The organism is Micromonospora matsumotoense, from assembly GCF_900091525.1.
Taxonomy (GTDB): Bacteria; Actinomycetota; Actinomycetes; order Mycobacteriales; family Micromonosporaceae; genus Micromonospora; species Micromonospora matsumotoensis.
The window spans coordinates 262,242-288,224 of the sequence record NZ_FMCU01000004.1; the positions used below are offsets into that span (position 1 = coordinate 262,242).

Below are 25,983 nucleotides of genomic sequence, written 5' to 3' on the forward strand. Positions count from 1 at the left end.
GTCAGCCCTTCGTGGCGCCGGCGGCGACGCCGTCGGCGATCTGGCGCTGGAGGAAGAGGTAGATCACCAGCACGGGTACCGCGGCGATCAGCACCCCCGAGGCGAAGGTGGGGATGTCGTCGGAGTACTGCCCCCGCAGCGAGGTGACGCCGACCATCAGGGTCCGATGGTCGGCCGAGGGCATCAGCAGCAACGAGATCAGCACGTCGTTCCAGCAGAACAGCGCGTTGAGGATGCCGACCGACAGCAGGGCCGGGGTGCCCAGCGGCAGCATGATCCGCCGGTAGACGCCGTAGACGTCGTTGCCGTCGATCCGGGCCGCGTCGATGATCTCCGGTGGGATGGTCCGGTAGTAGCTGGTCATCAGGAAGATCGTGAAGGGCAGGAACTGCGCCACGTAGGCGAGCACCAGCCCCGGGTAGGTGTCGACGAGGCCGGCGTCCCCCATGATCCGGGCCAGCGGCACCATGATCACCTGGAATGGCACGAAGAGCGCCGCGAGGCAGCACAGGAAGAGCACCGACGAACCCCGGAAGCGCAGCTGGCTCAACGCGAAACCGGCCATCGACCCGAACAAGAGCAGCAGGAACACCGAGACCGTCACCACGACCACCGAGTTGGCCAGGTACCGGGCCATCCCCACGCTGTTCCACGCGGTGGCGATGTTCTCCCAGTGCAGGGCGTCCGCCAGCGAGAACCGGTCGAGGATGTAGTCGCGGCGGGTCTTCATCGCCACGTTGGCGGTGAAGACCAGGGGGTAGACGGTCGCCAGGGCCAGCACGGCCATCGGGACGGCGAGCAGCCACCGACCCCACCGGGCTTGGGACATCACGCCTCTCTCACCGCCCGCCGGAGCAGGCTGATCTGCAACAGCCCCACCACGAGCATGATGAGGAAGAGCACCGTCGAGGCGGCCGAGGCGAGCGCCGGTCGGTTCATCTGCCCCTGCTGGATCCAGATGTAGTACTCCGGCAGGTAGGTCGAGCCCTCCGGACCACCGCTGGTCATCACGTAGAGCAGGCCGAACATGGAGGTCAGCATCCCGATCATCGTGGTGACGAAGACGAACTGGATGGTGCGGGAGAGGCTGGGCACGATCACGTGCCGGATGGTCTGGGGCAGCGACGCGCCGTCCACCCGGGCGGCGTCCAGCAGCGAGGCGTCCAGGGTGGCGAACCCGGCGAGGAACACCACCAGCGCCATCCCGAAGGTCGCCCAGACGTGCACCCCGACCACCACGAACATCGCCACGTCCGGATCGCCGAGCCAGTCCACCGGCCCGATGCCGACCCCGCCGAGCAGGGCGTTGAGCGGGCCGTCGAAGGCGAGCAGGAGGTTGAAGATGGCGCCGACGATGACCGGGGACAGCACGGCCGGAAAGAAGTAGACGCTGCGGAACAGCCGGTGCCCGGGCACCCGCAGGTAGATGAAGGTGGCGAGCAGGCCGGGGATCGCCACCGCCACCGGCAGCAGCAGCACGAGCAGCCCCACGTTGCGCAACGCGCCCCGGAACAGCGGGTCCCCGAACAACTCCCGGTAGTTGTCCAGGCCGACCATCAGCCCGTTGCGGTCGCCGTCCCCGGTGAAGGAGAAGTTGACCCCGAGCAGCAGCGGCCAGAACCGCAGCAGCGCGAGGATCAGCAGGGCCGGGGCCAGCAACACGAAGGGGGCGAGCCGCTCCGCGCGCCGGCCACCGCGCGAGGCGGCCCGAGCACGGGGTACGCGTTGCCGCGGCGGCGTCCCGTCGGTCCGTCCGGCGGGTGCCGGGCGGACCGACGGGATCGCCTCGTCGACCGGCACGGGTCAGCCGGCCTGATCGGAGGCGGCCAGCTGCTTCACCGCCTCGTCGACGGTGATCGAGCCGCTCAGCAGTTGCTGGGAGATCCGGCCCATCAGCTCCAGGGTCTTCGAGGAGAGCGCCACGTGCAGGGCGGGCTTGCCGGCCTTGAGGTCGGCGACGATGGTGGCCACCGCCGGGCCACCCTGGGAGACGTCGATGGTGGTGTCGGAGGCGATCGCCCCGGCGTCGGCGTAGAAGGACTTGAGCGCGTCGGTCGAGGTCAGCGAACGCACCAGGTCGGCGGCGACCTTGGGGTCCTTGGTCCACTTGGCGACCCCGTAGCCGATGCCACCGTCGTAGGGCAGGTTCGGGGTGGCGCCGGGTACGACGACCGGGGCCCGCATCACGCCCAGCTTCTCGGCGGTGACGAACTCGCTGAAGTCCTTCCAGTGCCCGATGTCCGACATCAGCCCGATGACGTGGGCAGCCTTCGCGGACTGGAAGATCGCGAAGGAGTCGTTGAACATCGCCGTCGAGTTCGCCCCGTCGCTGTTCAGCTTCGCGTCCTGGGTCTCCTTCCAGAGCGCGAAGATCCGCTTGACGTGCGGGGAGTTCCAGTCCCGCTTGCCGGCGATCCAGTCGTCCTGCTCCTGCGGGGTGAACACGCCGGTGCCGAAGGCGGAGAGGAAGAACTGGATGCCGAAGCCCTCCTTGTTGCCGAGGGCGAGGCACTTCGCGCCGGTCTGCTTGGTGAGGGTGGCACAGTTGGCGACGAACTCCGGCCAGGTCTTGGCCGGGTTGGCCGGGTCGAGGCCGGCCTTCTCGTAGAGCGTCCGGTTGTAGTAGATCGGGTGGCCCTGGAGGGTCACCGGGCCGGCGTAGGTCTTGCCGTCCTTGCTGAACGCCTCCCAGCCGGCGAGCCGCTGCCGGTCCTCGGCCACGTACTCGTCCAGGGGCAGCAGCGCGTCCGCCCGGTCCCGGATCTGGCCGCCGCCGTTGAACAGGATCACGTCGGGTCCCTTGCCGGCCTGGATCGCCGTGCCGAGCAGGGTGTAGTACTGCTCGTAGGGCTGGGCGACGAACTCGACCGTGACGTTCGGGTGCTTCTTGGCGAAGTCGGCCTTCGCCTTCTGCAGGTACGCGCCGGCGGTCGCCTCACCGGACTTCCAGTCCCAGACCACCAGCTTCCCGTCGGCGCCACCGGGCGAGGAGCGCGTGTCGGTGGCGCTCCCACAGCCGGCCAGGGCCAATGCCGCGACGAGGACGGCCGACCACACTGCTCGCTGCTTCATCGCTGCTCACCTTCGCCATCGCGCGGACCACTGGATCGAGACGCTTGAATTGACGAGAAAGTAACTCGTATGACGTATGACGTCAACAGCGGGACGTAGAATTCGCGGCAGGCAGGTCGTGGCGCGGTCCGCGGGAGTCACTGGAGGGGACATGACGGCACGGGAGATCACCCTGAACACGGCAGCGCCCCCGACCTGGGCGCGACGACCGGCCAACCTCGCCACCGCGGTCACCGCGGAGCTGGTAGAACGCATCGTACGCGGAGTTCACCCGCCCGGCTCCCCGCTGCCCCCGGAGCCCGCGCTGTGCGAGGCGTTCTCGGTCAGCCGCACGGTCGTCCGGGAGGCCGTGAAGATCCTCCAGGAGAAGTGTCTGGTGCAGGTCCGACAGGGCAGCGGCACCATCGTCACCCCGCCGTCGATGTGGGACATGCTCGACGAGTTGGTGCTCGCCGCCACCATCGCCGAGGACGACAGCCTGACCATCCTCGACGACCTGGTGGCCACCCGGCGGGTGCTGGAGTCCGACATGGCCAACGTCGCCGCCCGGCTGGCCGACCGGGAGACCGTCGACCGGATGCGCGCCCTGGTCGACCGGATGGACGAACTGGTCGGCGACCCGGCCGCCTACCACGAGCACGACCGGGCGTTCCACGACGTGATCATGCAGGCGTCCGGCAACCGGATCGCCCGGGGTGTGGTGCGGTCGCTGGAGAGCCAGGTGGTGAACACCGCCCGGTACATGGGCCGTTCCGAGCGGGCGCTGTGCGTGGCGTCCAACCGGGGGCACCGGCGCATCTACGAGCGCATCGCCGCCCACGACCCGGACGGCGCCGCCGAGGCCATGGTCACCCACATCACCGAGGCATGGCTGGTCCGCCGCAGCGGACCGGACACCGCACGGCTGGTGCGCTGACACCGGAACCCGACCCGACGACCCACCCCGGACCACCCGGGGAAGCGGCGTCCGCACCGGGCCGGCCGGGGCAGCTCAACCCACGGGCATCAATGGCTTGCGGGTGTTAACGATAACAAGATACCGTCGGCCGCAGAAGCGAAGGGCACGCTTCCACGCTCCACCCACCGGACCGGTCGGCGGAGCGGAGTGCGGGCACGGGCGACGCCGGTCGGACACCTCCGGGCACCTCCGTGGACGCTGCACGTCGGCGGGTCAGGTCGATCATTCGCCTGCCCCGGGGAGCCCCGGCGCACATCGTCCAGCACCGTGGGGCCCGACCCGATCGCGTGCTGACCGCCGGGCCGCCCCTGGCCGGCACGGACGCGATCGGGGCCGCGACGCCACACCCGCGCACCCGCACGGCGGGCAGCTCAGACGAGGCCAGGCCCCACCGGCGGTCCGCCGACCCGGGGCCGGCGCGTCCGGGTACGCCACCGAGCCGCGACGCCACCGACAGAGACACGCATCGCCCCTCCTGGGAGGTACTGGTGAAACCCGCACTGCCACCACTGCACCGATTGCGGCGCTCCTTCGCCTGGCTGGCGGCCCTGCTCCTGGTCTCGACCCTGCTCCCGGCCGGCACCGCGAAGGCCGACAACCCCGTCGTCCAGCACATCTACACCGCCGACCCGGCCCCGCTGGTGCACGACGGGCGGGTGTACCTCTACACCGGCCACGACGAGGACGGCTCGACGTGGTTCACCATGAAGGATTGGCGGGTCTGGTCCTCCGCCGACATGGTCAACTGGACCGACCACGGCTCGCCGCTGAGCGTCGCCACCTTCAGCTGGGCGAAGTCGGACGCCTGGGCCGGCCAGGTCATCGCCCGCAACGGCAAGTTCTACTGGTACGTGCCGGTGACCGCGAAGTCGACCAACTCGATGGCCATCGGGGTGGCGGTGAGCGACAGCCCCACCGGCCCGTTCCGCGACGCCATCGGCCGACCGTTGGCGGCCAACGGTGAGATCGACCCGACCGTCTTCATCGACGACGACGGGCAGGCGTACCTCTACTGGGGAAACCCCAACCTGTGGTACGTGAAGCTGAACCCCGACATGATCTCGTTCTCCGGCAGCGTCACCAAGATCCCGCTGACCACCGCCGGATTCGGCACCCGCAACGGCAACGCCACCCGGCCCACCCTCTACGAGGAGGGCCCCTGGGTCTACAAGCGCAACGGGCTCTACTACAACGTCTTCGCCGCCGAGTGCTGCAGCGAGTTCATCGCCTACTCCACGGCGACCGGCCCCACCGGGCCGTGGACCTACCGGGGCACGATCATGCCCCGGCAGGGCGGCAGCTTCACCAACCACGCCGGGATCGTCGACTTCAACGGCGGGTCGTACTTCTTCTACCACAACGGCGCGTTGCCCGGCGGTGGCGGCTTCACCCGGTCGGTGGCGGTGGAGAAGTTCTCCTACAACACCAACGGCACCATCCCGACGATCAACATGAGCACCACCGGCGCACCGCAGATCGGCACGCTGAACCCGTACGTGCGGCAGGAGGCCGAGACCATCGCGTGGGGCTCCGGCATCGAGACGGAGGCGTCGACCGAGGGCGGGATGAACGTCGGCTTCATCGAGAACGGCGACTACATCAAGGTCAAGGGGGTCGGCTTCGGCACCGGCGCGACGACCTTCAACGCCCGGGTGGCCTCGGCCGGCAGCGGCGGCACCATCGAGGTCCGGCTGGACAGCGCCACCGGCACCCGGGTGGCCAGTTGCTCCGTACCGGTCACCGGCGGCTGGCAGAACTGGCAGACCGTCTCCTGCCCGGTGTCCGGCGCGACCGGCACCCACGACATGTACCTGCGGTTCACCGGTGGCAGCGGCACCCTGTTCAACGTCAACTGGTGGCAGTTCGGCAGTGGGACCAACCCGACGCCCACCCCGACCGCGACGCCCACCCCGACGCCCACCGCTACCCCCACCCCCACCCCGACGACCCCGGCCCCGACGACCCCGGCTCCGACCACCCCGGCTCCGACCACGCCCGGCGGCCGCTCCTGCGCCGTCACCAACACGGTGGTCAACACCTGGCAGGGCGGCTTCGAAGGGAAGCTGACCATCACCAACGGGTCCGTCGCGGTCAGCGGCTGGCGGGTGAACTTCACCTTCCCCAGCGGACAGACGGTGGCCCAGGCCTGGAACGGCACCCTCAGCCAGCAGGGCAACCAGGTCACCGTCACCAACGCCAGCTACAACGGACAGCTCGCGGCGGGCGGGTCCACCACCGTGGGCTACATCAGCTCGACCACCGGCAGCAACCAGCCACCGACCGACCTGACCTGCACGCCCGTCTGACCCCACAGCGGTGCCGGCCCGCGCCGCCCCACCAGGGCGGGCCGGCACCCCAGCACCGGCACCACCAACGATCCCGTACGACACGTCCCGGGCAGGCGTTAGCCCGCCGTCCGGTCAACCGGAGGTCCCCATGTCAGTCCCGTCCCTCAACCGACGCCAGCTCCTCCAGGCCGCAGGCGCCACCGCGCTGGTCTCCGCCACCGGTAGCGCCCTCCTCGGGTCGACGCCGGCCGCCGCGGCGCTGGTGGTCCCCCCGGCCCGGGCGGACCTCGGCGTCTCCGCGTACCCGTTCGAGCTGGGTCAGGTCCGGCTGACCGCCGGCCGGCTGCTGGACAACCAGAACCGGACGCTGAGCTACCTGCGGTTCGTCGACGTCGACCGGATGCTCCGCAACTTCCGGGCCAACCACCGGCTCGGCACCAACAACGCCGCCTCCAACGGTGGCTGGGACGCGCCGTCGTTCCCGTTCCGCTCTCACATGCAGGGCCACTTCCTGACCGCCTGGGCGCAGGCGTACGCCGTGCTGGGCGACACCACCTGCCGGGACAAGGCGAACTACATGGTGGCCGAGCTGGCCAAGTGCCAGGCCAACAACGGCGCGGCCGGGTTCACCGCCGGCTACCTGTCCGGCTTCCCGGAGTCCGACTTCGCGGCGCTGGAGGCCCGGACGCTGTCCAACGGCAACGTGCCCTACTACTGCATCCACAAGACCTTGATCGGGCTGCTCGACGTGTGGCGCTACATCGGCAACACGCAGGCCCGTTCGGTGCTGCTGGCGTTGGCCGGCTGGGTCGACACCCGCACCTCGCGGCTGAGCTACAACCAGATGCAGTCGATGCTGGGGACCGAGTTCGGCGGCATGAACGAGGCGCTGACCGACATCTACCAGTACACCGGCGACGGGCGTTGGCTCACCGTCGCCCAGCGCTTCGACCACGAAAGCGTGTTCAACCCGCTGGCCTCCAACTCCGACCAGCTCAACGGCAAGCACGCCAACACCCAGGTGCCCAAGTGGATCGGCGCGGCGCGGGAGTTCAAGGCGACCGGCACCACCCGGTACCGCGACATCGCCAGCAACGCGTGGAACATGACCGTCAACGCGCACACCTACGTCATCGGCGGCAACAGCCAGGCCGAGCACTTCCGGCCGCCGAACGCGATCGCCGGCTACCTGAGCAACGACACCTGCGAGCACTGCAACACCCACAACATGCTCAAGCTGACCCGGGAGCTGTGGCTGCTCGACCCGAACCGGGTCGCCTACTTCGACTACTACGAGCGCGCCCTGCTCAACCACGTCGTCGGCGCGCAGAACCCGGCCGACGGCCACGGCCACGTTACCTACTTCACCCCGCTCAAGCCGGGTGGACGCCGGGGCGTCGGCCCGGCCTGGGGCGGCGGCACCTTCAGCACCGACTACAACTCGTTCTGGTGCTGTCAGGGCACCGGCATCGAGGCGAACACCAAGCTGATGGACTCGATCTACTTCTACAACGGCACCACGCTGACGGTGAACCTGTTCGTGCCGTCGGTGCTGACCTGGTCGCAGCGCGGGATCACGGTCACCCAGAGCACCAGCTACCCGGCCAGCGACACCAGCACGCTCACCATCGACGGCACGATGAGCGGCTCGTGGAGCATCCGGGTCCGGATTCCGGCCTGGGCCACCGGCGCGACGATCGCCGTCAACGGCGAGACGCAGAGCGTGTCGACCAACCCCGGCAGCTACGCCACGGTCACCCGCACCTGGGCGGCCGGCGACACCATCACCGTCCGCCTGCCGATGAAGGTCGTCGTGCAGCAGGCCAACGACAACGCCAACGTCGGCGCCCTCACCTACGGGCCGGCGGTGCTGGCCGGCAACTACGGCAACACCGCCCTGAACTCCCTGCCGTCGCTCAACGTCTCGTCGGTCACCCGGACCAGCACCAGCGCGCTGGCGTTCACCGCCACCGCCAACGGGTCCACGGTCAACGTCGGGCCGTTCTACGACGCCCACGGCTTCAACTACACGGTCTACTGGAGCACCACCGGGGGCGGCAACCCCGGTGGCGGCAGCTCGCGGCTCGTCAACGTCGGCAGCGGCCTGGTCCTCGGCATCCAGAACATGTCCACCGCCGACGGTGGGCTCGCCCTCCAGTGGGGTGACACCGGCACCGCCGACCACAACTGGGTGGTGGTGACCGACGGCGACGCGGTCCGGTTCCGCAACGTCAACAGCGGCAAGGTCCTCGGCGTGGAGAACATGTCCACCGCCGACAACGCCCGGGTCCTGCAGTGGGCGGACAACGGCACCGCCGACCACCGCTGGGTCCTGGTGAACCAGGGTGACGGCACCTACAAGATCCGCAACGTCAACAGCGGGAAGCTGCTCGGCATCCTCAACGGCTCGACCACCCAGGGCGCACAGGCCGTGCAGGACTCCGACAACGGCAGCGCGGACAACCGGTGGCGGATCGTCGCCAACCAGTAGTGGTTGGTGTGGACCGGCCGCAGGTCCGCCACCGCCGGCGAGACGGTGGCGGACCTGCGGCCTGACGAATGGGGCTGCCCCGATCGGGGCAGCCCCATTCCGTTTGCACCTGAACCCGGCACGAACCGGAGCCGGCACGAACCGGAGCCGGCGAACCGGAGCCGGCATGAACCCGGGGCCGGCACGAACCGGAGCCTGGCCGCCGGGGCCGCCCGTGCCGACCGGGTCCGCTGGGCGGTCCGACGGTACGAGCGGTCCCGGCGTCTGCCGGCCGCGACCGGGTGGGTCAGGGGGTGGTCAGCTGGAACTGGCGGATCGTGCTGGTGCCACCGAGGGCCTGGGTGGCGTGGTTGAAGATGGCGAAGCGGTAGCCCATGAAGAACTGCCAGTTGCTGTCGAGGGTGAGCGCGTTGCCCAGGGCGGTGAAGTTGGTGCCGTCGGTGCTGTAGGAGAACCGGGCCTGCCGGCCGGAGCCGGGGCGGATGTCGGCGGTGGCCCGCAGCCAGATCCGACCCCCGCTGACCGGCGCGGAGGCGATCTCCGTACCGGTGTTGGTGGTCCGCCAACTGCCGTCCATGGTGAGGTTGTTGGTCATCGACACCCGGGTCGCCCCGTTGTCGCGCCGGACGCCGATCCAGGCCGACGAGTTGCGCAGCACCGCCAGCCCGGTCCGGTCGCCGTCACGCAGCGCCGAGTAGTCGAGTTCGACGGTGGCGGTGGAGGTGGGCCCCTGGATCCGGTGGGTGACCGTGTTCCGGGCGCTGTAGAGGTCGTTGGTCACGGTGGCGGTCTGCAACCGCAGGCCGTTGTTGACCGACCACTTGGTGTTGTCCGGGTTGTGGTTCCACTCCCACTGCGGGCCGAGGGTGCTGCCGGCAAAGGTGTCGGTGCCGGTCAGCGGCTTGACCGGCCGGATCGGCAACGGATTCGGGTACGACGCGCCCCAGCCCCCGTTGACCGTCTGGATCTGCGGCCAGCCGTCGGCGGTCCAGGTGATCGGGGCCAGGGCGGGCACCCGCCCACCGGGGTAGGCGTCGACGAAGGACATGTAGTACCACTGTCCACCCGCGGTCTGCACCAGTCCGCCCTGGTGCGGCACGCCGCCGCCGGAGATCGGGCCGGGCATGTTGAGCAGCACCTGCCGCATCTCGTACGGGCCGAACGGGCTCGACGACTTCAGGATGTACTGACCGTTGGCCGGCCGGGTGAGGAAGATGTAGTAGCTGCCGTTGCGCTTGTAGAACCGGGCCCCCTCCAGGGTGCCCACGCTCGACGGGGTGGAGAAGACCTGCTGGCTGCGGACCTCGCTCTTGCCGTCCGCCGACAGCTGCGCCACGCTGATCTGGCTGTTGCCGTAGGCGACGTACATGGTGTCGTTGTCGTCCACCAGCATGCCGGCGTCGTAGTAGCACTTGTTGATGGTGGCGTGCTGGTTCCAGGCCCCGTCCACCGCGGCGGCGGTGTAGATGTAGGTCTTGGCGAAGTCGATGCAGCCGGCCCAGTAGTAGGTGCTGTTGCTCGGGCGGTAGTTCAGCGTCGACGCCCAGATCCCGTTGACGTACGCCCGCCCGCCGGACATGTCGTACTTCGCGCCGAAGTCGAGCTTGGGCACCGAGTGCCCGGCGAACTCCCAGTTCACCAGGTCGTAGGAGCGCAGGATCGGGGCGCCCGGGGAGTAGTGCATGGTCGAGGCGGACAGGTAGAACGCGTCACCGACCCGGATGATGTCGACGTCGGCGAAGTCCTGCCACACCACCGGGTTGGTGAACGAGCCGTTCGCCGGTGGCGTGGTGGGAGGCGTGGTGGGGGTGGTGCCGTCGACGCGGACGAGTTGCCACTGCTGGTTGGTGCCGCCCCAGTCGGCGTACTGGACGATGTTCCCGCCGTCGGCCGTCGAGGCGCCCTGCACCTCCACCGCCTTGCCGCTGTTGCGGTTGAGCAGCCGGACGTAGCCGTCGGCCGAGTCGGCGAGCCGGAACTGCTGGTTGGTGCCGTTGCCGTCGGTCCACTGCACGATCGCCGCGCCGTCGGCGGTGGACCGGCTGGAGACGTCGAGGACCTTGCCCGAGTTCCGTGACTTCAACCGGTAGTAGCCGCCGCCGGAGTCGACGAACTGCCACTGCTGGTTGGTACCGTCACCGCGGGTCCACTGGGTGATCCGCGCCCCGTCGTTGGTGGCCCGGTTGTACACGTCCAGCGCCTTGCCGCTGTTTCGGTTCACCAACACGTACCAGGCGTTGGTGTCCACCGTCGCCGCGGCCGCCCCCGTCGACTCGACCACGACGAGACCACCGCCGACCAGCACCGTCAACAGCGCGGCGACGACCCGCGACCACCAGCCGCGCCGCCGCCGGACCGCGATCGGCACCTCACCCATGGCTACCATGACCCTCCTTCACCAACGGTCGATCGACGGTCGCCCCGGAACACCGTCCGGACCCCGTCGTCGCATTGTTCGAAGCCTGCCGATGTCAACGTTCACTCGGCGACGCGTCCGCGATGGCGCGCGACACGGGGCAGCGGCCGGCCAGGGATAGCGACCAGCCACTACAGGAACGGCTTCAGCTATCCATAGACTGTGAGCGATAACATGATGCCCGTCAAGCGGAAACATCGCGGACACGATCGACGGACAGACGGCAGGCACCCCGGGACACCGTCGGGTGGAGCCGAGGTGTTCCGGGGTGCCTGGGTGGAGGACCGGAGTGCGGCCGAGCGCCGCCCCGCCGTCAGCGGGAGGAGCCGGCGCGGCGCTTGTTGTAGACGTCGAAGGCCACGGCGACGAGCAGCACCAGGCCCTTGACCACCGACTGGATGGACTGGTCGATGCCCATGAGCTGCATCCCGTTGCTCATCACCGCCATGATCAGACCACCGACCATCGCGCCGACCACGGTGCCGACCCCGCCGGTGACCGCGGCGCCGCCGATGAACGCGGCGGCGATCGCGTCGAGCTCGAACATGTTGCCCGCGGCGGGCTGGGCGCCGTTGGAACGCGAGGAGTAGATCACCCCGGCCACCGCCGCCAGGAAGCCCATGTTGACGAACATCCAGAAGTTGACCGTCCGCACCTTCACGCCGGACAGCATCGCCGCCGAGAGGTTGCCGCCGATCGCGTAGACCTGCCGGCCGAAGACGGTACGCCGGGTGAGCAGGCCGTAGACCAGCACCAGCGCGGCCAGGATGATCAGCACGATCGGCAGGCCCCGGGCGTGCGCCAACTGCCAGGCGAAGTACATGATGACCGCGCCCACCAGCACCACCCGGGCGACGAACAGCGGGAACGACTCGACCGGCTGCTGGTAGCGGACCCGGGCCACCCGGGTCCGGAAGCCGCTCACCGCGTACCCGGCCACCGCGATGGCACCGATCAGCAGGGTGAAGGCGTCGAAGCCGTCCCCGCCGAGCAGGCCGTTGAGGAAGCCGGCCGCGACCTGCTGGTAGTCGGCGGGGAACGGGGAGAGCGAGATGTTGTCGAGCACCCGCAGGGTCAGACCCCGGAACAGCAGCATGCCGGCGAGCGTCACGATGAAGGCCGGGATGCCGGCGTACGCCACCCAGAAGCCGTGCCACGCGCCGACCGCAACCCCCACCGCCAGCGCGGCCAGGATGCCGACCCACCACGGGTAGCCCTGTTGGATGACCAGCACGGCGGAGACCGCCCCGGTGAGGGCGACCACCGAGCCCACCGACAGGTCGATGTGCCCGCCGATGATGATGATCACCATGCCGATCGCCAGCACCAGGATGTAGGAGTACTGGAGCACGATGTTGGTGATGTTGCCGGGGCTCAGCGACACCCCGTCGGTGAGCACGGCGAAGAGCCCGACGATGACGACCAGCGCGACGTAGATGCCGCTCTGCCGCAGGTTGTTCATGATCAGCGCACGCAGGTTGCTGGTGCCGGCGTGCAGGGCGACGCCCGGGCTCTTCCCGGTGGGCGGCGGGGACGGCGGCGATGAGGTCTTGACGCTGGTCATCCCACGCGCTCCTTGTCCTTCGTCATCAGGTCCATGAGGTTCTCCTGGGTCGCCTCGGCCACCGGCACCTGGCCGGTGATGCGGCCGGCGGCGAGGGTGTAGATGCGGTCGCACATGCCCAGCAGCTCCGGCAGCTCCGAGGAGATCAGGATCACCGCCTTGCCCTCGGCGACGAGCCGGTTGACGATCGTGTAGATCTCGAACTTCGCGCCGACGTCGATCCCCCGGGTCGGCTCGTCCAGGATCAGCACGTCCGGGTTGGTGAACAGCCACTTCGACAGCACGACCTTCTGCTGGTTGCCGCCGGAGAGCTTGCCCACCACGGCCATCACGCTGGTCGTCTTGATGTTCATGTCGCGCCGGCTCTGCTCGGCGACCTTGATCTCCTCGTTGCCGTTGACCCAGCCGAACCGGGCGAGGCGGCCGAGCGCGGCGGCGGAGACGTTGCGCCGTACGTCGTCGATGAGGTTGAGACCGAAGCGCTTGCGGTCCTCGGTGACATAGGCGATGCCGTGCTCGATGGCCTCGGCGACGCTGTGCGCCCGGACCTCCCGACCCCGCACGAACAGCCGGCCCCGCACGTCCCGGCCGTACGACCGGCCGAAGACGCTCATCGCCAACTCGGTCCGACCGGCGCCCATCAGCCCGGCGATGCCGACCACCTCGCCGGCGCGGACGTCCAGGCTGGCGTCGTCGACGACGAGCCGGTCCTGGCTGGGGTGCCGGACGCTCCAGTTCTCGATGCGCAGCACCTCCTCCCCCGGCGACGAGACCCGGTCGGGATAGAAGCTGTCCAGGTCCCGGCCGACCATGCCCCGGATGATCCGCTCCTGGGTGACCTCCCCGGAGGCCAGGGAGAGCGTCTCCACGGTGCGCCCGTCCCGGATGACCGTGGTCGAGTCGGAGATCGCGGTGACCTCGTTGAGCTTGTGCGAGATCAGGATGCAGGTGATGCCCTGGTCGCGCAGCCGGCGCAGCAGGTCGAGCAGGTGCGCCGAGTCGATGTCGTTGAGGGCGGCGGTCGGCTCGTCCAGGATGAGCAGCCGGACCTTCTTGGACAGTGCCTTGGCGATCTCGACCAGCTGCTGCTTGCCGACGCCGAGCTGGATCACCGGGGTGACCGGGTTCTCGTGCAGGCCCACCGACGCCAGCAGCGTGGCGGCCTCGGCGTTGGCCCGGTTCCAGTCGATGAGGCCGCCCGGGCCGCGCCGCTCGTTGCCGAGGAAGATGTTCTCGGCGATCGACAGGTGCGGCACCAGGGCGAGTTCCTGGTGGATGATGACGATGCCCTGGGACTCGCTGTCGCGGATGCCCCGGAAGTGCACCGGCTTGCCGTCCAGCACGATCTCACCGTCGTAGGAGCCGGTCGGGTGCACCCCGGAGAGCACCTTCATCAGGGTGGACTTGCCGGCGCCGTTCTCGCCGCAGATGGCGTGGATCTCCCCCCGGCGCACCGCGAGGGAGACGTCCGAAAGCGCGGTCACCCCGGGAAAGGTCTTCGTGATGCGTCGCATCTCGAGGATGGTGTCGTCCATGGTCAGCGTCCTGATCGTCGAAGCCTGAGGCGGGCTTCCGATGCGTCGGGCGCGGCGGCCGGTCACCGCCGCGCCCGACGACCGGCTTACTTCTTGGCCTGACCGGCGGCGACCTCTTCGGCCGACCAGTAACCGGAGTCGACCAGCGCCTTCTGGATGTCGTCCTTGTAGACGGTCTGGATCGGCAGCAGGTACGCCGGCACGACCTTGATCTTGTTGTTGTAGGTCTTGGTGTCGTTGGCCTGCGGCTGCTTGTCCTGGAGGAACGCCTCCGCCGCGATGACGGCCTGCTCGGCGAGCAGCCGGGTGTCCTTGAAGACGGTGGAGCCCTGCACCCCGTCGTTGATCAGCTTGACCGAGGCGATCTCGGCGTCCTGGCCGGTCACCACGGGCAGCTTCTTCGCGCCCTTGCCGTAGCCGGCGTTCTGCAGGGCGGTGATGATGCCCCGGGAGATCCCGTCGTACGGCGAGAGCACCCCGTTGACCACCGTGCCGTCGTTGTAGGTGGAGGTGAGCAGGTTCTCCATCCGCTGCTGCGCGGTCTCCTGCTGCCAGCGCAGGATCGCCGCCTGCTCGATCCGGGTCTGGCCGGACTTGACCTTCAGCGTGCCGCTCTCGATGAACGGCTTGAGGGTGTCCATCGCCCCGCCCCAGAAGTACTGGGTGTTGTTGTCGTCCAGCGAGCCGGCGAACAGCTCGATGTTGAACGGGCCCTTCGCGGTGCCCTTCGCGCCGTCCTTGGTCTGCAGGCCGAGGCCGACCAGCAGGGCGGTCGCCTGGGCCACCCCGACCTTGTAGTTGTCGAAGCTGACGTAGAAGTCGACGTTCTTGTTGCCCAGCAGCAGCCGGTCGTAGGAGATGACCGGGATCTTCGCGGCGGCGGCGGCGTCCAACTGGCCGCTGAGCGCGGTGCCGTCGATGGCCGCGATGATCAGGACGTCCGCGCCCTGCGTGATCATCTGGTCGACCTGCTGGGACTGGGTGGGGATGTCGTCACCGGCGTACTGGAGGTCGACCTTGTAACCCTTGGCCTCCAGCTTCTCCTTCACCGCCTTGCCGTCGGCGATCCACCGCTCCGAGGTCTGCGTCGGCATGGAAACGCCGATGGTCAGATCGGCGGGCTTCTTGTCGCTGCTGTCGCCGCCGCTGCCCGCTCCCCCGCCACTGCACGCGGCAAGGCTGAACGCCAGTGCCGCGCCGCCGAGCGCGACCAGGAATTTCCTGCGCACAGGTTTCTCCTCTCCAGAACTCCCGCCGACTGCGGGGACCACCTGTCACCTTTCGGGGTAGTGTTAGCGCTCACATCGCCCCCGTCAACACCCCCCCGGAAATCCGGACGTCACGGTCTCGTAACGGGCGTCTCCGACTTGTCCACCCACCGACCCCCCGCCCACCGGGTCGGCGCAGGGCGGTTTCCGTTGCGGCCACGCCGATTCCGGCCCGCCCACCTGCACCGGGGGTGGCTGGTCGGCCACCGACGACGTCACACCTGGTTTCGGACTTGTTACGGGTCCGCCATTGACACCGGACAATCGGCGCTACATGCTCTGCTAAATCCATTTAGCGGCCAGCTTCCTCCCGCGCGCATCCGGTGCTCCGGATGCCGGTGCCGCCGGGAGCCGATGGCCGCGCCCCGCGGAAAGGACCCGGATGAGACTGCGCAGAGGACTGATCCCGCTCGCCGCGACGCTCGTGCTGGCCGCCTCCGCCGGCCCGGCGTACGGCACCCCGGGCGGTGACCGGGGTGGCCGGGACGCGATCCGCAGCATCACCCCGATCACCACCGTCTACACCTACGGCCAGAAGGTCTCCGCGGTGGCCGTCGAGTACGGCGCGACGGTCAACCCCCGGACGCTGGACAACGGCACCTTCGGGGTGGCCGACACGATCTACAACTTTCGCTTCAACCCCATTGAGGACCTGCCGAAACTCGCCGACCGCACGGTCACCCGCACCTACACCAACAACGCGCCGACCCCCCGTGCCGACCACCGCTCGGCGCCCGGGCGGTACGTCATCGTCGAGCTGGACCCGGCCGACCCCGGCGGCTGGACGGTGATCGTCTCCAAGTGCCCGACCTTCCTCTGCTCGGTGAAGGTCAACCCCGAGCTGCCGACCCGGGTGGTGCAGCGCAAGGACGTGCACGCCGCCCCCGGCCGGGGGAAGGGCAAGGGCCCGGTGCTGGCCAAGGCGACCCCGCGCCAGTCCCGCCCGGTCACCGAGGCGTCGGTCGACCCACAGGTCGACGAGTTCCGCTACGGGTCGTTCCTGAGCGCCGGCATGGTGCTGCCCTACCACTACCGGCTGCCGCGCAACTACCAGCCGGGCCGCACCTACCCGCTGGTGGTCGTCCTGCCCGGACACGGGATGGGCTGGGACGGGGACAACCTCGGCGTACAGCTCGCCGCCGACATCCCGGCGACCGCCTGGTCGCAGCCGAGCTGGACCGGCAGCCGGGAGGACGTGATCGTCCTCGCCCCGCAGCACCAGCGGGTCGGTGGGGTGGCCGAGGCCGACCTGCTGGTCAAGCTGCTCGACACGTTCGTCGGCGAGTACGCCGTGGACACCCGCCGGGTCTACGCGACCACCGTGTCGTACGGCTCCCAGCTGATGTGGGAGGCGTTCGCCAAGCGCCCGGACCTGTTCGCCGGTGGGCTGGTCACCGGGGGCTTCCCGGTCAACGCCGGCCAGGCCACCGCGATCGCCGCCGCCGAGGTACCGATCTGGATCACCCACGGCGAGCACGACCACCTGCTCAACGTCTCGGGCGCGCGCAACTCCTCGGCCGCGCTGCGGCAGGCGTACGAGGCCCGGGGCAGGACCCCGGCGCAGATCGCCGACCTGGTCCGCTACACCGAGTACGCCGACTCGGCGTTCACCCTGCCGGACTACCACGCGGCGTTCGGGCCGACCTATTCCGACGGTCGCATCCTGCGTTGGCTGCTGGCCCAGCGCAGGCCGGCGAAGTCGGCCGGCTGAGTCACCGGGCAGCCGCGCTGCGGTGACCAGCACCGACGTGCGCCCCGGAGGCCCGATGAGGGGCCGCCGGGGTGCACGTCGGTCGTCCCGCGCGGTCAGTCGTCCAGGCAGGACCGCAGGGCGGCGGTCAGCAGGTTGGCCCGTTCGTCGCCCATGCCCTGCATCTGGTTCACCACGTAGCCGAAGCCGACCTGGTGGGCGTCGTCGCCGAAGGCGAGGTTCCCACCCGCGCCGTCGTGACCGAAGCTGCGCTCACCGAGCAGCGGCCGGGCCGGCGGCGAGTGCAGCAGGAAGCCGCTGCCCCAGCGCTGGCCGGTGTCGGGCGGGCCGTGCCGCTGCTGGCCCCGGGACCGCACGACCGTCGCGTCGTCCACCGATGCCGGGTCGAGCAGGGGCGGTCCCGCCACCGGCGACACACAGGCGGCGTAGAGGCGGGCCAGGCCGTCGGCCGTGCTCACCGCGCCCGCGCCCGGGATGCCGGCGGCCTGGATGGCCGGATCGTTGAAGCTGACCAGGCCGGCGTCGTCGGCGGGGAACGCGAACGCGCCCCCCATGGTGATCCCCCGGTCGGCCACCGGGTCGACGAACGGCTCCGGGTCGGGCGCCGGGGCCAGGTTCCAGGCGACCGAGTCGCGTTCGCCGGCCGGCAGACCGAGCCAGGTCCGCAGGCCCAGCGGCGTCGCCAGGGCGTCGCGGAAGAACGCCCCGGGCAGCTGGCCGGTGATCCGGTGGATCACCTCGCCGATCAACCAGCCGTACGTCATCGGGTGGTAGCTGTGCGCCGTGCCCGGTCGCCACAGCGGGGCCTGCGCCTCGATCGCCTTGATCACCGGGTCCCAGCCGAGCACCTCGTCGAGGGACAGCGGGCGGTCGAGCGCGGGCAGGCCGGACTGGTGGGTGAGCAACCAGCGCACCGGGATGTCGGCCTTGCCGTGCTGGCCGAACTCCGGCCAGTAGCGGGTGACCGGCGCGTCCAGGTCGAGCCGGCCCTGCTGCACCAGCAGGTAGGCGCAGATCGCCAGGATGCCCTTGGTGCAGGAGAAGACGACGACCGGCGTCTGCGGCGTCCAAGGCCGGCCGGTACGGGGGTCGGCCGTCCCGCCGTACAGGTCGACGACCCGGCGACCCCGCACGTAGACGGTGACCGCCGCGCCGACCTCCCCCCGGGTGGTGAAGTTGTCGCGGAAGACGTCGGCCACCCGCCCGAAACGTTCGTCGGCGTCGCCGTGGATCTGCGGCTGTGTGGCCACTGCTATCCCTTCAGTGAACCCTGGATCAGGGCCTTGATGAACTGACGCTGGAAGATCAGGAACACGATCAGGGTCGGGGTGAGGATCAGCAGCGAACCGGCGCACAGCAGCACCAGGTCGGTGCCCCACTGGCCCTGGAACGCCCCGAGCGCGCCCGCCATCGTGCGCTTGGCCGGGTCGTCGACCAGCACGATGGCCAGCAGGAACTGGTTCCACGTCCAGAGGAACATCAGGATGGTCAGCGACGCGATGGCCGGCTTGGCCAGTGGCACCTGGACCCGCCAGAACAGCTGCCAGGTGCTGCTGCCGTCCACCCGGGCCGCCTCGGACAGCTCGACCGGCACGTTGCTGAAGTGCGCCCGCATCCAGAACACCGCGAACGGCATGTACAGCCCGATCAACGGCAGGATGATCGCCCACCGGGTGTTGAGCAGGCCGAGGTCCTGCATCTGGTAGTAGAGCGGGGTGACCACGGCCTCGAACGGCAGGGTCAGCCCGAGCAGCAGCAGACCGAACACGATCCGGCCACCGGGGACCCGTAGCTGCCCCAGCCCGAAGCCGGCCATGGTGGCGATCAGCACCGAGACCGGCACCACGCCGGCCACGATCAGCAGGCTGGAGCGCAGCAGCGCGCCCATGTTCGCCACCGTGAAGGCGTCGGCGAAGTTGCCCCACTGCGGGTCCGACGGCCAGGCCAGGCCGCTGGGCACGGTGCCGCGCGGCTGGAGCGCCGCGGAGAGCATGCTGACGAACGGCAGCAGGGTGACCACGACCAGGACGATCAGGAAGACCCGGCCGGTCAGGTTCTCGCGCCGGCTCAGGTTCATGACTTGTCCCCTCGGGTCAGTCGCTGGATCGGCAGCACGCAGAGCAGCACCAGCAGCATCAGCACGACGGCCAGCGCCGAGGCGAGCCCGACCTGCCGCTGCGAGAAGGCGAGCCGGTAGATCTCCAGGCCCGGCACGGTGGTCTGCAGGCCCGGACCACCGCTGGTCGAGATGTAGACGATGTCGAAGCTGGCCAGGGCGGCGATGATGGTCACCGTCAGGCAGACCCCGATCTCCTGGCGGAGGCTGGGCAGGGTGACGGCGAAGAACTCCCGGATCGGGCCGGCGCCGTCGAGCCGGGCCGCCTCGTACAGCGCGGGATCGATCTTGCTCATCCCGGTGACCAGCAGGATCGTGCAGAGGCCGAGCAGGACCCAGGCGCCGATGACGCCGACGGCGGGCAGCGCGGTGTCGAAGTCACCGAGCCAGGCACGGGCCACCCCACCCAGGCCGACCGCGCGGAGCACCTGGTTGATCAACCCGTTCGTCGACAGCAGCCAGCTCCACGCGATGCCCGCCGCCACCAGGGGGATGACCTGGGGCAGGAAGAGCACCGTCCGGACGACGGTGCCGAACGCGCCGGTGGTGATCCGACGGACCAGGCTGGCCACCAGCAGGCCGAGCGCGACCGGGACGAAGCTGAAGAAGACGATCAGGACGAGCGCGTTACCGATGATCTTCAGCAGGTCGCTGTCGGTGAACACGGTGAGGTAGTTGTCCAGTCCCGCCCAGCGGGCCACCCCGATGCCGTTCCAGTTGTAGAACGAGTACTGGATGGTCAGCACGAGCGGACGCAGGACGAAGGCCGCGTACATCACGACGGCGGGCAGGACGAAGAGCCAGCCCGTCCCGCCCGCGCGGGCCCACCGTTTCCGGTGGGCCCGCGCGGCGGAGGGACGGGTGGGACGAGCCGGTGTCGCCACCGGGTCGCCCCGCCCGGCCGGTGCGCTGCCGAAGGCAGACGTCATCGGGAGAGTTCCTTCGCGTATTCGGCCTGGACCGCCTTCACGTACCCCTCGGGCGTCTGCTGACCGGCGATCAGCTTCTGCATCTCCGGCGTGATCGCGGCGGCGAAGATGCCACCGGTGGCGTTCGCGGTGAAGTCCACCGCGCCGTTCTCCTCACCGAGCTGCTGCGACGCCTTGAGCGTCTCGGCCAGCACGGTGTTCGGCGCGGCGGCCGGCACGGCCAGGTCGCTCGGGCCACCGGGGCTGGAGCCGCCGATCTTGACGGCGATCTCCCGGGCGGTGGGGTTGGTGTGCGCCCAGTTCAGGAAGAACGCGGCGGCGTCGGGGTTCTTGGCCTTGGCGCCGATGCCGAAGGTGTTCGGGGCGGACATCGCCACGTGCTTGCCACCGGCCGACTCGCTCGGGAACAGGAAGAAGCCCACGTTGCCGGGCATCGTCTTGTCGAGGTTGGCCGACTCCCAGTCGCCGTTGAACATGAACAGACCGTTGTTCTTCTGGAACTCGCCCACCATGCTCGCGTAGTCCAGGGCGTTGGCGTCCTTCGGGAAGTAGCCGGCCTGGGCCCACTTCTGGATGGTCTGGGTGGCCTTCAGCGCAGCCGGGGTGTCGAACGTCGCGCCCGGCTTCTGGAAGATCCAGTCCGCCACCTGGGCCGGGTCGCCGAACTGGTTCTGCAACGCCTGGTGCGGGAAGTTGATGCCCGCGGTGTTCTTGTTGAACTGCATGATCGGCTGGACCCCGGCGGTCTTGGCCTTGGCCAGCAGCTGCTCGAACTCGGCGATGGTGGCCGGCGGCTGGGTCATCCCGACCTGCTCGGCCAGCTTCTTGTTGTAGAACACCCCGGTGACGCTGTAACCGAGGCCCATCCCCCACAGCGAGCCGGTGCCCCGGGTGGTGCCGCCCTCACCGACCCGCAGCTGCACCAGCTGGGAGGCGGGGAACTTGTCCCAGCCGTACGCGGTGAAGTAGGGGTCGAGGTTCTTGAGCAGGTCGTCCTTGACCAGGTCGACCATGGTGGGGAGCCGGATGATGTCCGGCGAGTTGTCCGAGGCCATCACCCGGGGCGCGTTCTCCACGATGACCGTGAACTGGTCCTCGCGGATGTTGAACGTGACGTTCGGGTGCTGCTTGGTGAACTCGTCGGCCAGCGCCTTGGCCAGCGGGAAGCCGGTCTCGGCGTACATCTCCAGGGTGATCGGGTCGGTGCCGAGATCGGTGCTGACGGCGGCGTCGGAACCGGTGGTCGGCGACTCGTCCGCCCCGGGTGCGCTACACGCCGTGGCGGCCAACCCCAGCGCCAGCACGGGGGCCAGCAGCGCCGCCCGGCGGGAGAATTTTGTCAATGATGTAGCCAATTGAGGACTCCTCGACTCGTCCGTGCGTGCCTTGGCCGCTGGTTCTGCCGGCCCATCGGACCGTCACGGTGGGTGACCAACCGCAACAGTACGTCGCGACCGGCGTGCCGCCACGGCACGCGATGCCGCCACCCATGGCTGCGCCCGGGGACGACCGAGAGTGCCGCCCGACCTGCCAGAAGTAGCCGCTAAACTGATTTAGCAGAGCATGCGCGCGGCGGCTTGAGCTGTCAAGGACAAAATTGCAACGGTCCGGAAACGTCTGGTTCACGCTCGGCCACCCCCGGCCGGACGGCCGGACCGAGTGGCCGCCGACACCACGCCGAGTGGCCGCCGACACGGACCGGAGGCGGCGACGCATCATGATGGGCGGGAGCGGCGTCCGGGACACCGCCGGCGATTCGGAGGATTGATGGGCCGCAACAGAGCAACCCTGGCCGACGTCGCACGGCGGGCCGGGCTGTCCAAGACCGCCGCGTCGATGGTCCTCAACGGCCGGGAGGGCACCCGCCTCTCGGCCGAGGCACACCAGCGCGTCTTCGCCGCCGCCGAGGAACTCGGCTACCGGCCCAATCTGGCCGCCCGCAGCCTGCGTACCCGCAAGACCGCCACCATCGCGTTCGTCTCCGACATCGTCGCCACCACCCGGTTCGCCGGCGGTCTGATCCGCGGCGCGCTCGACGCGGCCCGGGAGCGGGACCACGTGCTGCTCATCACCGAGACCCAGGGCGACGCCACCTTCGAGCAGTACGCCATCGAGGCCATGCTCGACCGGCAGGTGGACGGGGTGATCTACGCCGCGATGGCGACCCGCCGGCTGACCGTACCCCCGGCCATCCTGGGCGGCCCGGTGGTGCTGCTCAACGCCACCAGCGCGGACGACCTGCCCTGTGTGCTCCCCGACGACGAGCGGGCCGGCCGCACCGTCACCGCCGCCCTGCTCGACCAGGGACACCGGGACCGGATCGCGCTGATCGGCCGCAACCGCCTCAAGGAGGACGACACCGAGGTCTCCCTCGCCGCGCCGGCCCGGCTACGCGGCATCCACCAGGCGCTCGGTGCGGCCGGGGTCGACCTGCTGACCGAGTGCTTCTGCGCCGAGTGGCTGCCCGAACACGGCTACGCCGCCATGCGCACGCTGTTGAGCCGGCCGGCCCGACCCACAGCGATCATCTGCATGAACGACCGACTCGCGTTCGGCGCCTACCAGGCGCTCGCCGAGGCCGGACTGACCGTCCCGGACGACATCTCGGTGGTCTCGTTCGACGACGACCCGATCGCCGCCTGGCTGCGCCCCGGCCTGTCCACCACCGCGCTGCCGCACGAGCAGATGGGCCGGCGGGCAGTCGAGATCCTCCTCGACGGCGGCGACGCCGAACCGTCCCTCGTCCCCATGCCGCTGCGGCGACGCAGGTCGGTGGCCGCCCCGACCGAATAGCCCCGATCAGCCCGGCCGGACCGCCGGTCCGGCAGCGCCGCAGCGCTCGCACCGACCGGGCGGGGTGCGGTGGCGATGGCTCCTACCTGGCCGCTAAAACGATTTAGTGCTAGCTTCCCCGCCATGCTACGTCTACCCGACCACTGGGTGTGGGACAGCTGGTACGCCCGGGACGACAACGACCGGTGGCACGCGTTCTTCCTGCGCGCCTCCCGCGCCCTGCACGACCCGCACCGCCGGCACCGCCGCGCCACGATCGGCCACGCCGTCTCGACCGACCTGCACACGTGGCACCTGGTCGCCGACGCCCTCGTCGCGGCCGACGCGCCGAGCTGGGACGACCTCGCGACCTGGACGGGCTGCACGGTGCGCGGCCCGGACGGACGGTGGTACCTGTTCTACACCGGGGTCGGTCGCGCCGAGGACGGGCTGGTCCAGCGGATCGGCCTGGCCGTCTCCGACGACCTGACCACCTGGCACCGGCACGGCACCAGCCCGCTCGTCGAAGCCGATCCCACCTGGTACGAACTGCTCGACCGGACGCTCTGGTACGAGCAGGCCTGGCGGGACCCCTGGGTGTTCCCCGACCCGGCCGGCGACGGTTGGCACATGCTCGTCACCGCCCGGGGCAACACCGGGCCGACCGAGACCCGCGGGGTCGTCGGCCACGCCACCTCACCGGACCTGGTGAACTGGACCGTCCAGCCGCCGCTGTCGGTCCCGGCCGACTTCGGGCACCTGGAGGTGCCCCAGGTCGTCGTCGTCGACGGGCAGCCCCTGTTGCTGTTCTGCACCGACGCCGCCGGCGCCCGCCGGGACGGCCACCGGATCTGGGTGGCGGAAGGCCATGACGTACGCGGCCCGTGGGACATCGCCTCGGCCCGCCCGTTCCCGCATCCGCACCTCTACGCGCCCCGGCTGGTCCCGGGCCCGGCCGGCGACTGGTCGCTCATCGGGTTCCTCGACCACGTCGACGGGGAGTTCGTCGGCGCACTGAGCGACCCGGTCCCGGTCCGCTACCGGCCCGGCAGCGGGCTGACCCCGGCCGGCACGCCGGCCACCACCGCCGCCGACTGAGCATCCCCCGATCACCGCCCGGTCGCACGGTCCGGGCGGATACCGCAGCGTCCACCGCCATGCGGGGTGGACGCCGGGCGGCCGGACCCGGACGATGTCCGCACCACACCGTCCGGGTCCGGCACCGCTCGCCGTCGCCGCTCGCCCGACACCCGGTCCCGGCGTCGGGCGAGCGGCGACACCTGGTCGGTCAGCGGCGGTTCCAGCGCTGGTTGGTCGCGCCGGTGCACGACCAGAGCAGCACGGTGGTGCCGTTGGCGGTGCCGTTGTTGTTCACGTCCAGGCAGAGACCGGACTGCACGCCGCTGATCGTGCCGTTGGTGTTGAACGTCCACTGCTGGTTGGTCGCACCGTTGCAGTCCCAGATCTGGACCTTGGTGCCGGCGGTGGCGTTGGTCGGTGCGTCCAGGCACTTGCCGAGGGACTGGAGGGTCTGGCCGTTGGCCGTCCAGCGCTGGTTGGCGGCCCCGTTGCAGTCCCAGATCACCGGCTGGGTGCCGTTGGCGGTGTTGCTCTGCGGGACGTCCAGGCAGCGACCGGAGGCGACGCTGGCCAGCGCGCTCGCCGTGGACGGCGGCGGGGTCGTCGGCGGGGCCGTGCCACCACCGCTGACCCGGTACACCACCGTGCCGTGCGACGGCACACTCGCGGAGATGGTGCCGGTGCTGGTGGTGCTGGCGTTGGTCCAGGCGTCCACCAGGGTGAAGGAGGACCCGGACTTGCCGATCGCGGCGGCCGTGGTGGAGATCGTCGTCGTCGAGCCACCCTGGTTGAACAGGGCGACCGCGACGTCCCCGTTGGCCAGCCGCTTGGCCAGCACCCGGCGGGTGCCGTCGAAGGAGACCTGAGCGCCCTGCAACGCCAGGGAGTCCTGGTTGATGGCGACCAGGTTCGCGTTCTTGAGGATGGTCTGGGTGGCCGCGTTCATCGACCGGACGTCGTTGCCGGCGATCAGCGGCGAGGCCATGATCGCCCACATCGCGAAGTGGCTGCGCATCTCCGTGTCGGTCATGCCACCCCGGCCCACCTCCATCATGTCGGGGTCGGTGAACGCGCCCGGCTTGGCGTACGGGGCCAGCGGCACGTTGACGTCGATGATGTTCTGGATGCCCATCGGGTAGCCGTTGGTCTGGCCGCTGTTCCAGGTGTTGGTGATGTCCTCGGTGGTGCGCCACATGTTCGCCACGTCGCCCCAGTTGCGCTGCGGGCCGGTCTTGGCGTGGATGCTGTTGGGGTTGATGCTGTAGACGATCGGCCGGCCGGTGGCGGCCAGGGCGTCACGCATCTTGGCGAACGTGGCCACCTGCTGGTCGATGGACCCGTTCGGCGAGCACCAGTCGTACTTGAGGAAGTCGACGCCCCAGGCGGCGAACTGCCGGGCGTCCTGCACCTCGTGGCCCTGGCTGCCGGTCGCCCCCGGGTAGGAGTTGAAGTACTGGGCGCAGGTCTTGTCGACCGGCACCTGGTAGATGCCGAACTTCAGCCCCCGGGCGTGGATGTAGTCGCCGAGCGCCTTCATGCCGCTGGGGAACCGGGTCGGGTCACCCTGGAGGTTGCCCGCGGAGTCCCGGTTGGGGTTGAACCAGCAGTCGTCGACCACGACGTACTGGTAGCCCAGTTCCCGCATCCCGCTGCTGACCAGCGCGTCGGCCGTCTGCCGGATCAACGTCTCGTTGATGTTGCAGCCGAAGGAGTTCCAACTGTTCCAGCCCATCGGTGGGGTCCGGGCCGTCCCGTTCTCCAACGCCTGCGCCACCGGCATCCG

General features: G+C 69.9%; 18 protein-coding genes. 6 read left to right on the plus strand and 12 right to left on the minus strand.

Features of this window, described 5'->3' with window-relative positions; translation table 11 throughout:
- Position 1: 1 nt before the first annotated feature.
- The 3 genes from GA0070216_RS10990 to GA0070216_RS11000 are packed head-to-tail and all read right to left on the minus strand — an operon-like array spanning position 2 to position 3,072.
- A complete protein-coding gene (locus GA0070216_RS10990; protein ID WP_091243400.1) occupies positions 2 to 829 on the minus strand; it encodes a carbohydrate ABC transporter permease in 828 nt (275 codons plus the stop codon).
- Positions 829 to 1,800: a carbohydrate ABC transporter permease gene (locus GA0070216_RS10995; protein ID WP_176738913.1), complete on the minus strand. Its 972-nt coding sequence runs from the start codon at positions 1,798 to 1,800 to the stop codon at positions 829 to 831. The genes GA0070216_RS10990 and GA0070216_RS10995 overlap by 1 nt, the downstream gene beginning before the upstream one ends.
- Before the next feature lie 3 nt (positions 1,801 to 1,803).
- On the minus strand, positions 1,804 to 3,072 hold the full coding sequence (locus tag GA0070216_RS11000; protein ID WP_091243403.1) for an ABC transporter substrate-binding protein: 1,269 nt from the start codon (positions 3,070 to 3,072) through the stop codon (positions 1,804 to 1,806).
- 151 nt (positions 3,073 to 3,223) lie between these two features.
- Here GA0070216_RS11000 and GA0070216_RS11005 point away from each other — a divergent pair, with 151 nt between their 5' ends.
- The 3 genes from GA0070216_RS11005 (at position 3,224) to GA0070216_RS11015 (ending at position 8,809) form a co-directional block, all read left to right on the plus strand.
- Positions 3,224 to 3,988 carry a FadR/GntR family transcriptional regulator gene (locus GA0070216_RS11005; protein WP_091243406.1) on the plus strand — a complete coding sequence of 255 codons (765 nt, stop codon included), beginning with the start codon at positions 3,224 to 3,226 and terminating at the stop codon, positions 3,986 to 3,988.
- Between the two features lie 581 nt (positions 3,989 to 4,569).
- The gene (locus tag GA0070216_RS11010) at positions 4,570 to 6,336 is read left to right on the plus strand and encodes a family 43 glycosylhydrolase (RefSeq protein WP_245722449.1); all 1,767 of its coding nucleotides are present in this window, start codon (positions 4,570 to 4,572) and stop codon (positions 6,334 to 6,336) included.
- A 130-nt stretch (positions 6,337 to 6,466) separates the two neighbouring features.
- Positions 6,467 to 8,809, plus strand: coding sequence for a beta-L-arabinofuranosidase domain-containing protein (locus GA0070216_RS11015; protein WP_091243409.1), 2,343 nt, complete (start codon positions 6,467 to 6,469; stop codon positions 8,807 to 8,809).
- Positions 8,810 to 9,095: 286 nt separating this feature from the next.
- Here GA0070216_RS11015 and GA0070216_RS11020 read toward each other — a convergent pair whose 3' ends face one another.
- From GA0070216_RS11020 to chvE, 4 genes are all read right to left on the minus strand, one after another.
- Complete coding sequence (locus tag GA0070216_RS11020) at positions 9,096 to 11,195, minus strand: family 43 glycosylhydrolase (RefSeq protein ID WP_176738914.1); 2,100 nt, start codon at positions 11,193 to 11,195, stop codon at positions 9,096 to 9,098.
- Between the two features lie 343 nt (positions 11,196 to 11,538).
- Entirely contained in the window at positions 11,539 to 12,789 is a 1,251-nt protein-coding gene (gene mmsB / locus GA0070216_RS11025; RefSeq protein WP_091243411.1) for a multiple monosaccharide ABC transporter permease, read from the minus strand.
- Positions 12,786 to 14,324 carry a multiple monosaccharide ABC transporter ATP-binding protein gene (mmsA, locus tag GA0070216_RS11030; RefSeq protein WP_091243414.1) on the minus strand — a complete coding sequence of 513 codons (1,539 nt, stop codon included), beginning with the start codon at positions 14,322 to 14,324 and terminating at the stop codon, positions 12,786 to 12,788. The genes mmsB and mmsA overlap by 4 nt, the downstream gene beginning before the upstream one ends.
- Before the next feature lie 86 nt (positions 14,325 to 14,410).
- A complete protein-coding gene (gene chvE, locus GA0070216_RS11035; RefSeq protein ID WP_091243417.1) occupies positions 14,411 to 15,553 on the minus strand; it encodes a multiple monosaccharide ABC transporter substrate-binding protein in 1,143 nt (380 codons plus the stop codon).
- A 421-nt stretch (positions 15,554 to 15,974) separates the two neighbouring features.
- On the opposite strand from chvE, the gene GA0070216_RS11040 reads away from it, so the two are divergent.
- Positions 15,975 to 17,303 carry a hypothetical protein gene (locus GA0070216_RS11040; protein WP_091243420.1) on the plus strand — a complete coding sequence of 443 codons (1,329 nt, stop codon included), beginning with the start codon at positions 15,975 to 15,977 and terminating at the stop codon, positions 17,301 to 17,303.
- Positions 17,304 to 17,398: 95 nt separating this feature from the next.
- Here the strand turns inward: GA0070216_RS11040 and GA0070216_RS11045 are convergent, their stop codons facing one another.
- Genes GA0070216_RS11045 through GA0070216_RS11060 form a run of 4 tightly spaced genes read right to left on the minus strand, consistent with a single transcriptional unit; the run spans position 17,399 to position 21,703 of the window.
- Positions 17,399 to 18,553 (minus strand): serine hydrolase domain-containing protein, encoded by a 1,155-nt coding sequence (locus tag GA0070216_RS11045; protein WP_091243423.1) that lies wholly within the window; start codon positions 18,551 to 18,553, stop codon positions 17,399 to 17,401.
- Between the two features lie 2 nt (positions 18,554 to 18,555).
- Positions 18,556 to 19,380, minus strand: coding sequence for a carbohydrate ABC transporter permease (locus tag GA0070216_RS11050; RefSeq protein ID WP_091243426.1), 825 nt, complete (start codon positions 19,378 to 19,380; stop codon positions 18,556 to 18,558).
- Positions 19,377 to 20,348 carry a carbohydrate ABC transporter permease gene (locus tag GA0070216_RS11055; RefSeq protein WP_091243430.1) on the minus strand — a complete coding sequence of 324 codons (972 nt, stop codon included), beginning with the start codon at positions 20,346 to 20,348 and terminating at the stop codon, positions 19,377 to 19,379. Before GA0070216_RS11055 ends, GA0070216_RS11050 begins: the two co-directional genes overlap by 4 nt.
- Positions 20,345 to 21,703: an ABC transporter substrate-binding protein gene (locus GA0070216_RS11060; protein WP_091243433.1), complete on the minus strand. Its 1,359-nt coding sequence runs from the start codon at positions 21,701 to 21,703 to the stop codon at positions 20,345 to 20,347. The genes GA0070216_RS11055 and GA0070216_RS11060 overlap by 4 nt, the downstream gene beginning before the upstream one ends.
- A gap of 412 nt (positions 21,704 to 22,115) precedes the next feature.
- Between GA0070216_RS11060 and GA0070216_RS11065 the strand changes: the two genes are divergently transcribed.
- Together GA0070216_RS11065 and GA0070216_RS11070 are read left to right on the plus strand one after the other, a co-directional pair.
- Positions 22,116 to 23,141 carry a LacI family DNA-binding transcriptional regulator gene (locus tag GA0070216_RS11065; protein WP_091243436.1) on the plus strand — a complete coding sequence of 342 codons (1,026 nt, stop codon included), beginning with the start codon at positions 22,116 to 22,118 and terminating at the stop codon, positions 23,139 to 23,141.
- Between the two features lie 75 nt (positions 23,142 to 23,216).
- On the plus strand, positions 23,217 to 24,218 hold the full coding sequence (locus GA0070216_RS11070; RefSeq protein ID WP_141723046.1) for a family 43 glycosylhydrolase: 1,002 nt from the start codon (positions 23,217 to 23,219) through the stop codon (positions 24,216 to 24,218).
- Between the two features lie 190 nt (positions 24,219 to 24,408).
- Here the strand turns inward: GA0070216_RS11070 and GA0070216_RS11075 are convergent, their stop codons facing one another.
- Positions 24,409 to 25,980 (minus strand): glycoside hydrolase family 27 protein, encoded by a 1,572-nt coding sequence (locus GA0070216_RS11075; protein WP_091243962.1) that lies wholly within the window; start codon positions 25,978 to 25,980, stop codon positions 24,409 to 24,411.
- Positions 25,981 to 25,983 lie beyond the last annotated feature (3 nt).

Excerpts from the sequence above, each read along its gene's own strand:
- mmsA (WP_091243414.1), bottom strand. The coding sequence starts at position 14,324 with ATGGACGACACCATCCTCGAGATGCGACGCATCACGAAGACCTTTCCC.
- GA0070216_RS11055 (WP_091243430.1), bottom strand. The coding sequence starts at position 20,348 with ATGACGTCTGCCTTCGGCAGCGCACCGGCCGGGCGGGGCGACCCGGTG.
- GA0070216_RS11075 (WP_091243962.1), bottom strand. The coding sequence starts at position 25,980 with ATGCCGGTGGCGCAGGCGTTGGAGAACGGGACGGCCCGGACCCCACCG.
- GA0070216_RS11065 (WP_091243436.1), top strand. The coding sequence starts at position 22,116 with ATGGGCCGCAACAGAGCAACCCTGGCCGACGTCGCACGGCGGGCCGGG.
- GA0070216_RS11000 (WP_091243403.1), bottom strand. The coding sequence starts at position 3,072 with ATGAAGCAGCGAGCAGTGTGGTCGGCCGTCCTCGTCGCGGCATTGGCC.
- GA0070216_RS10990 (WP_091243400.1), bottom strand. The coding sequence starts at position 829 with ATGTCCCAAGCCCGGTGGGGTCGGTGGCTGCTCGCCGTCCCGATGGCC.
- GA0070216_RS11050 (WP_091243426.1), bottom strand. The coding sequence starts at position 19,380 with ATGAACCTGAGCCGGCGCGAGAACCTGACCGGCCGGGTCTTCCTGATC.
- mmsB (WP_091243411.1), bottom strand. The coding sequence starts at position 12,789 with ATGACCAGCGTCAAGACCTCATCGCCGCCGTCCCCGCCGCCCACCGGG.
- GA0070216_RS11040 (WP_091243420.1), top strand. The coding sequence starts at position 15,975 with ATGAGACTGCGCAGAGGACTGATCCCGCTCGCCGCGACGCTCGTGCTG.
- GA0070216_RS11020 (WP_176738914.1), bottom strand. The coding sequence starts at position 11,195 with ATGGTAGCCATGGGTGAGGTGCCGATCGCGGTCCGGCGGCGGCGCGGC.
- GA0070216_RS11070 (WP_141723046.1), top strand. The coding sequence starts at position 23,217 with ATGGCTCCTACCTGGCCGCTAAAACGATTTAGTGCTAGCTTCCCCGCC.
- GA0070216_RS11015 (WP_091243409.1), top strand. The coding sequence starts at position 6,467 with ATGTCAGTCCCGTCCCTCAACCGACGCCAGCTCCTCCAGGCCGCAGGC.
- GA0070216_RS11005 (WP_091243406.1), top strand. The coding sequence starts at position 3,224 with ATGACGGCACGGGAGATCACCCTGAACACGGCAGCGCCCCCGACCTGG.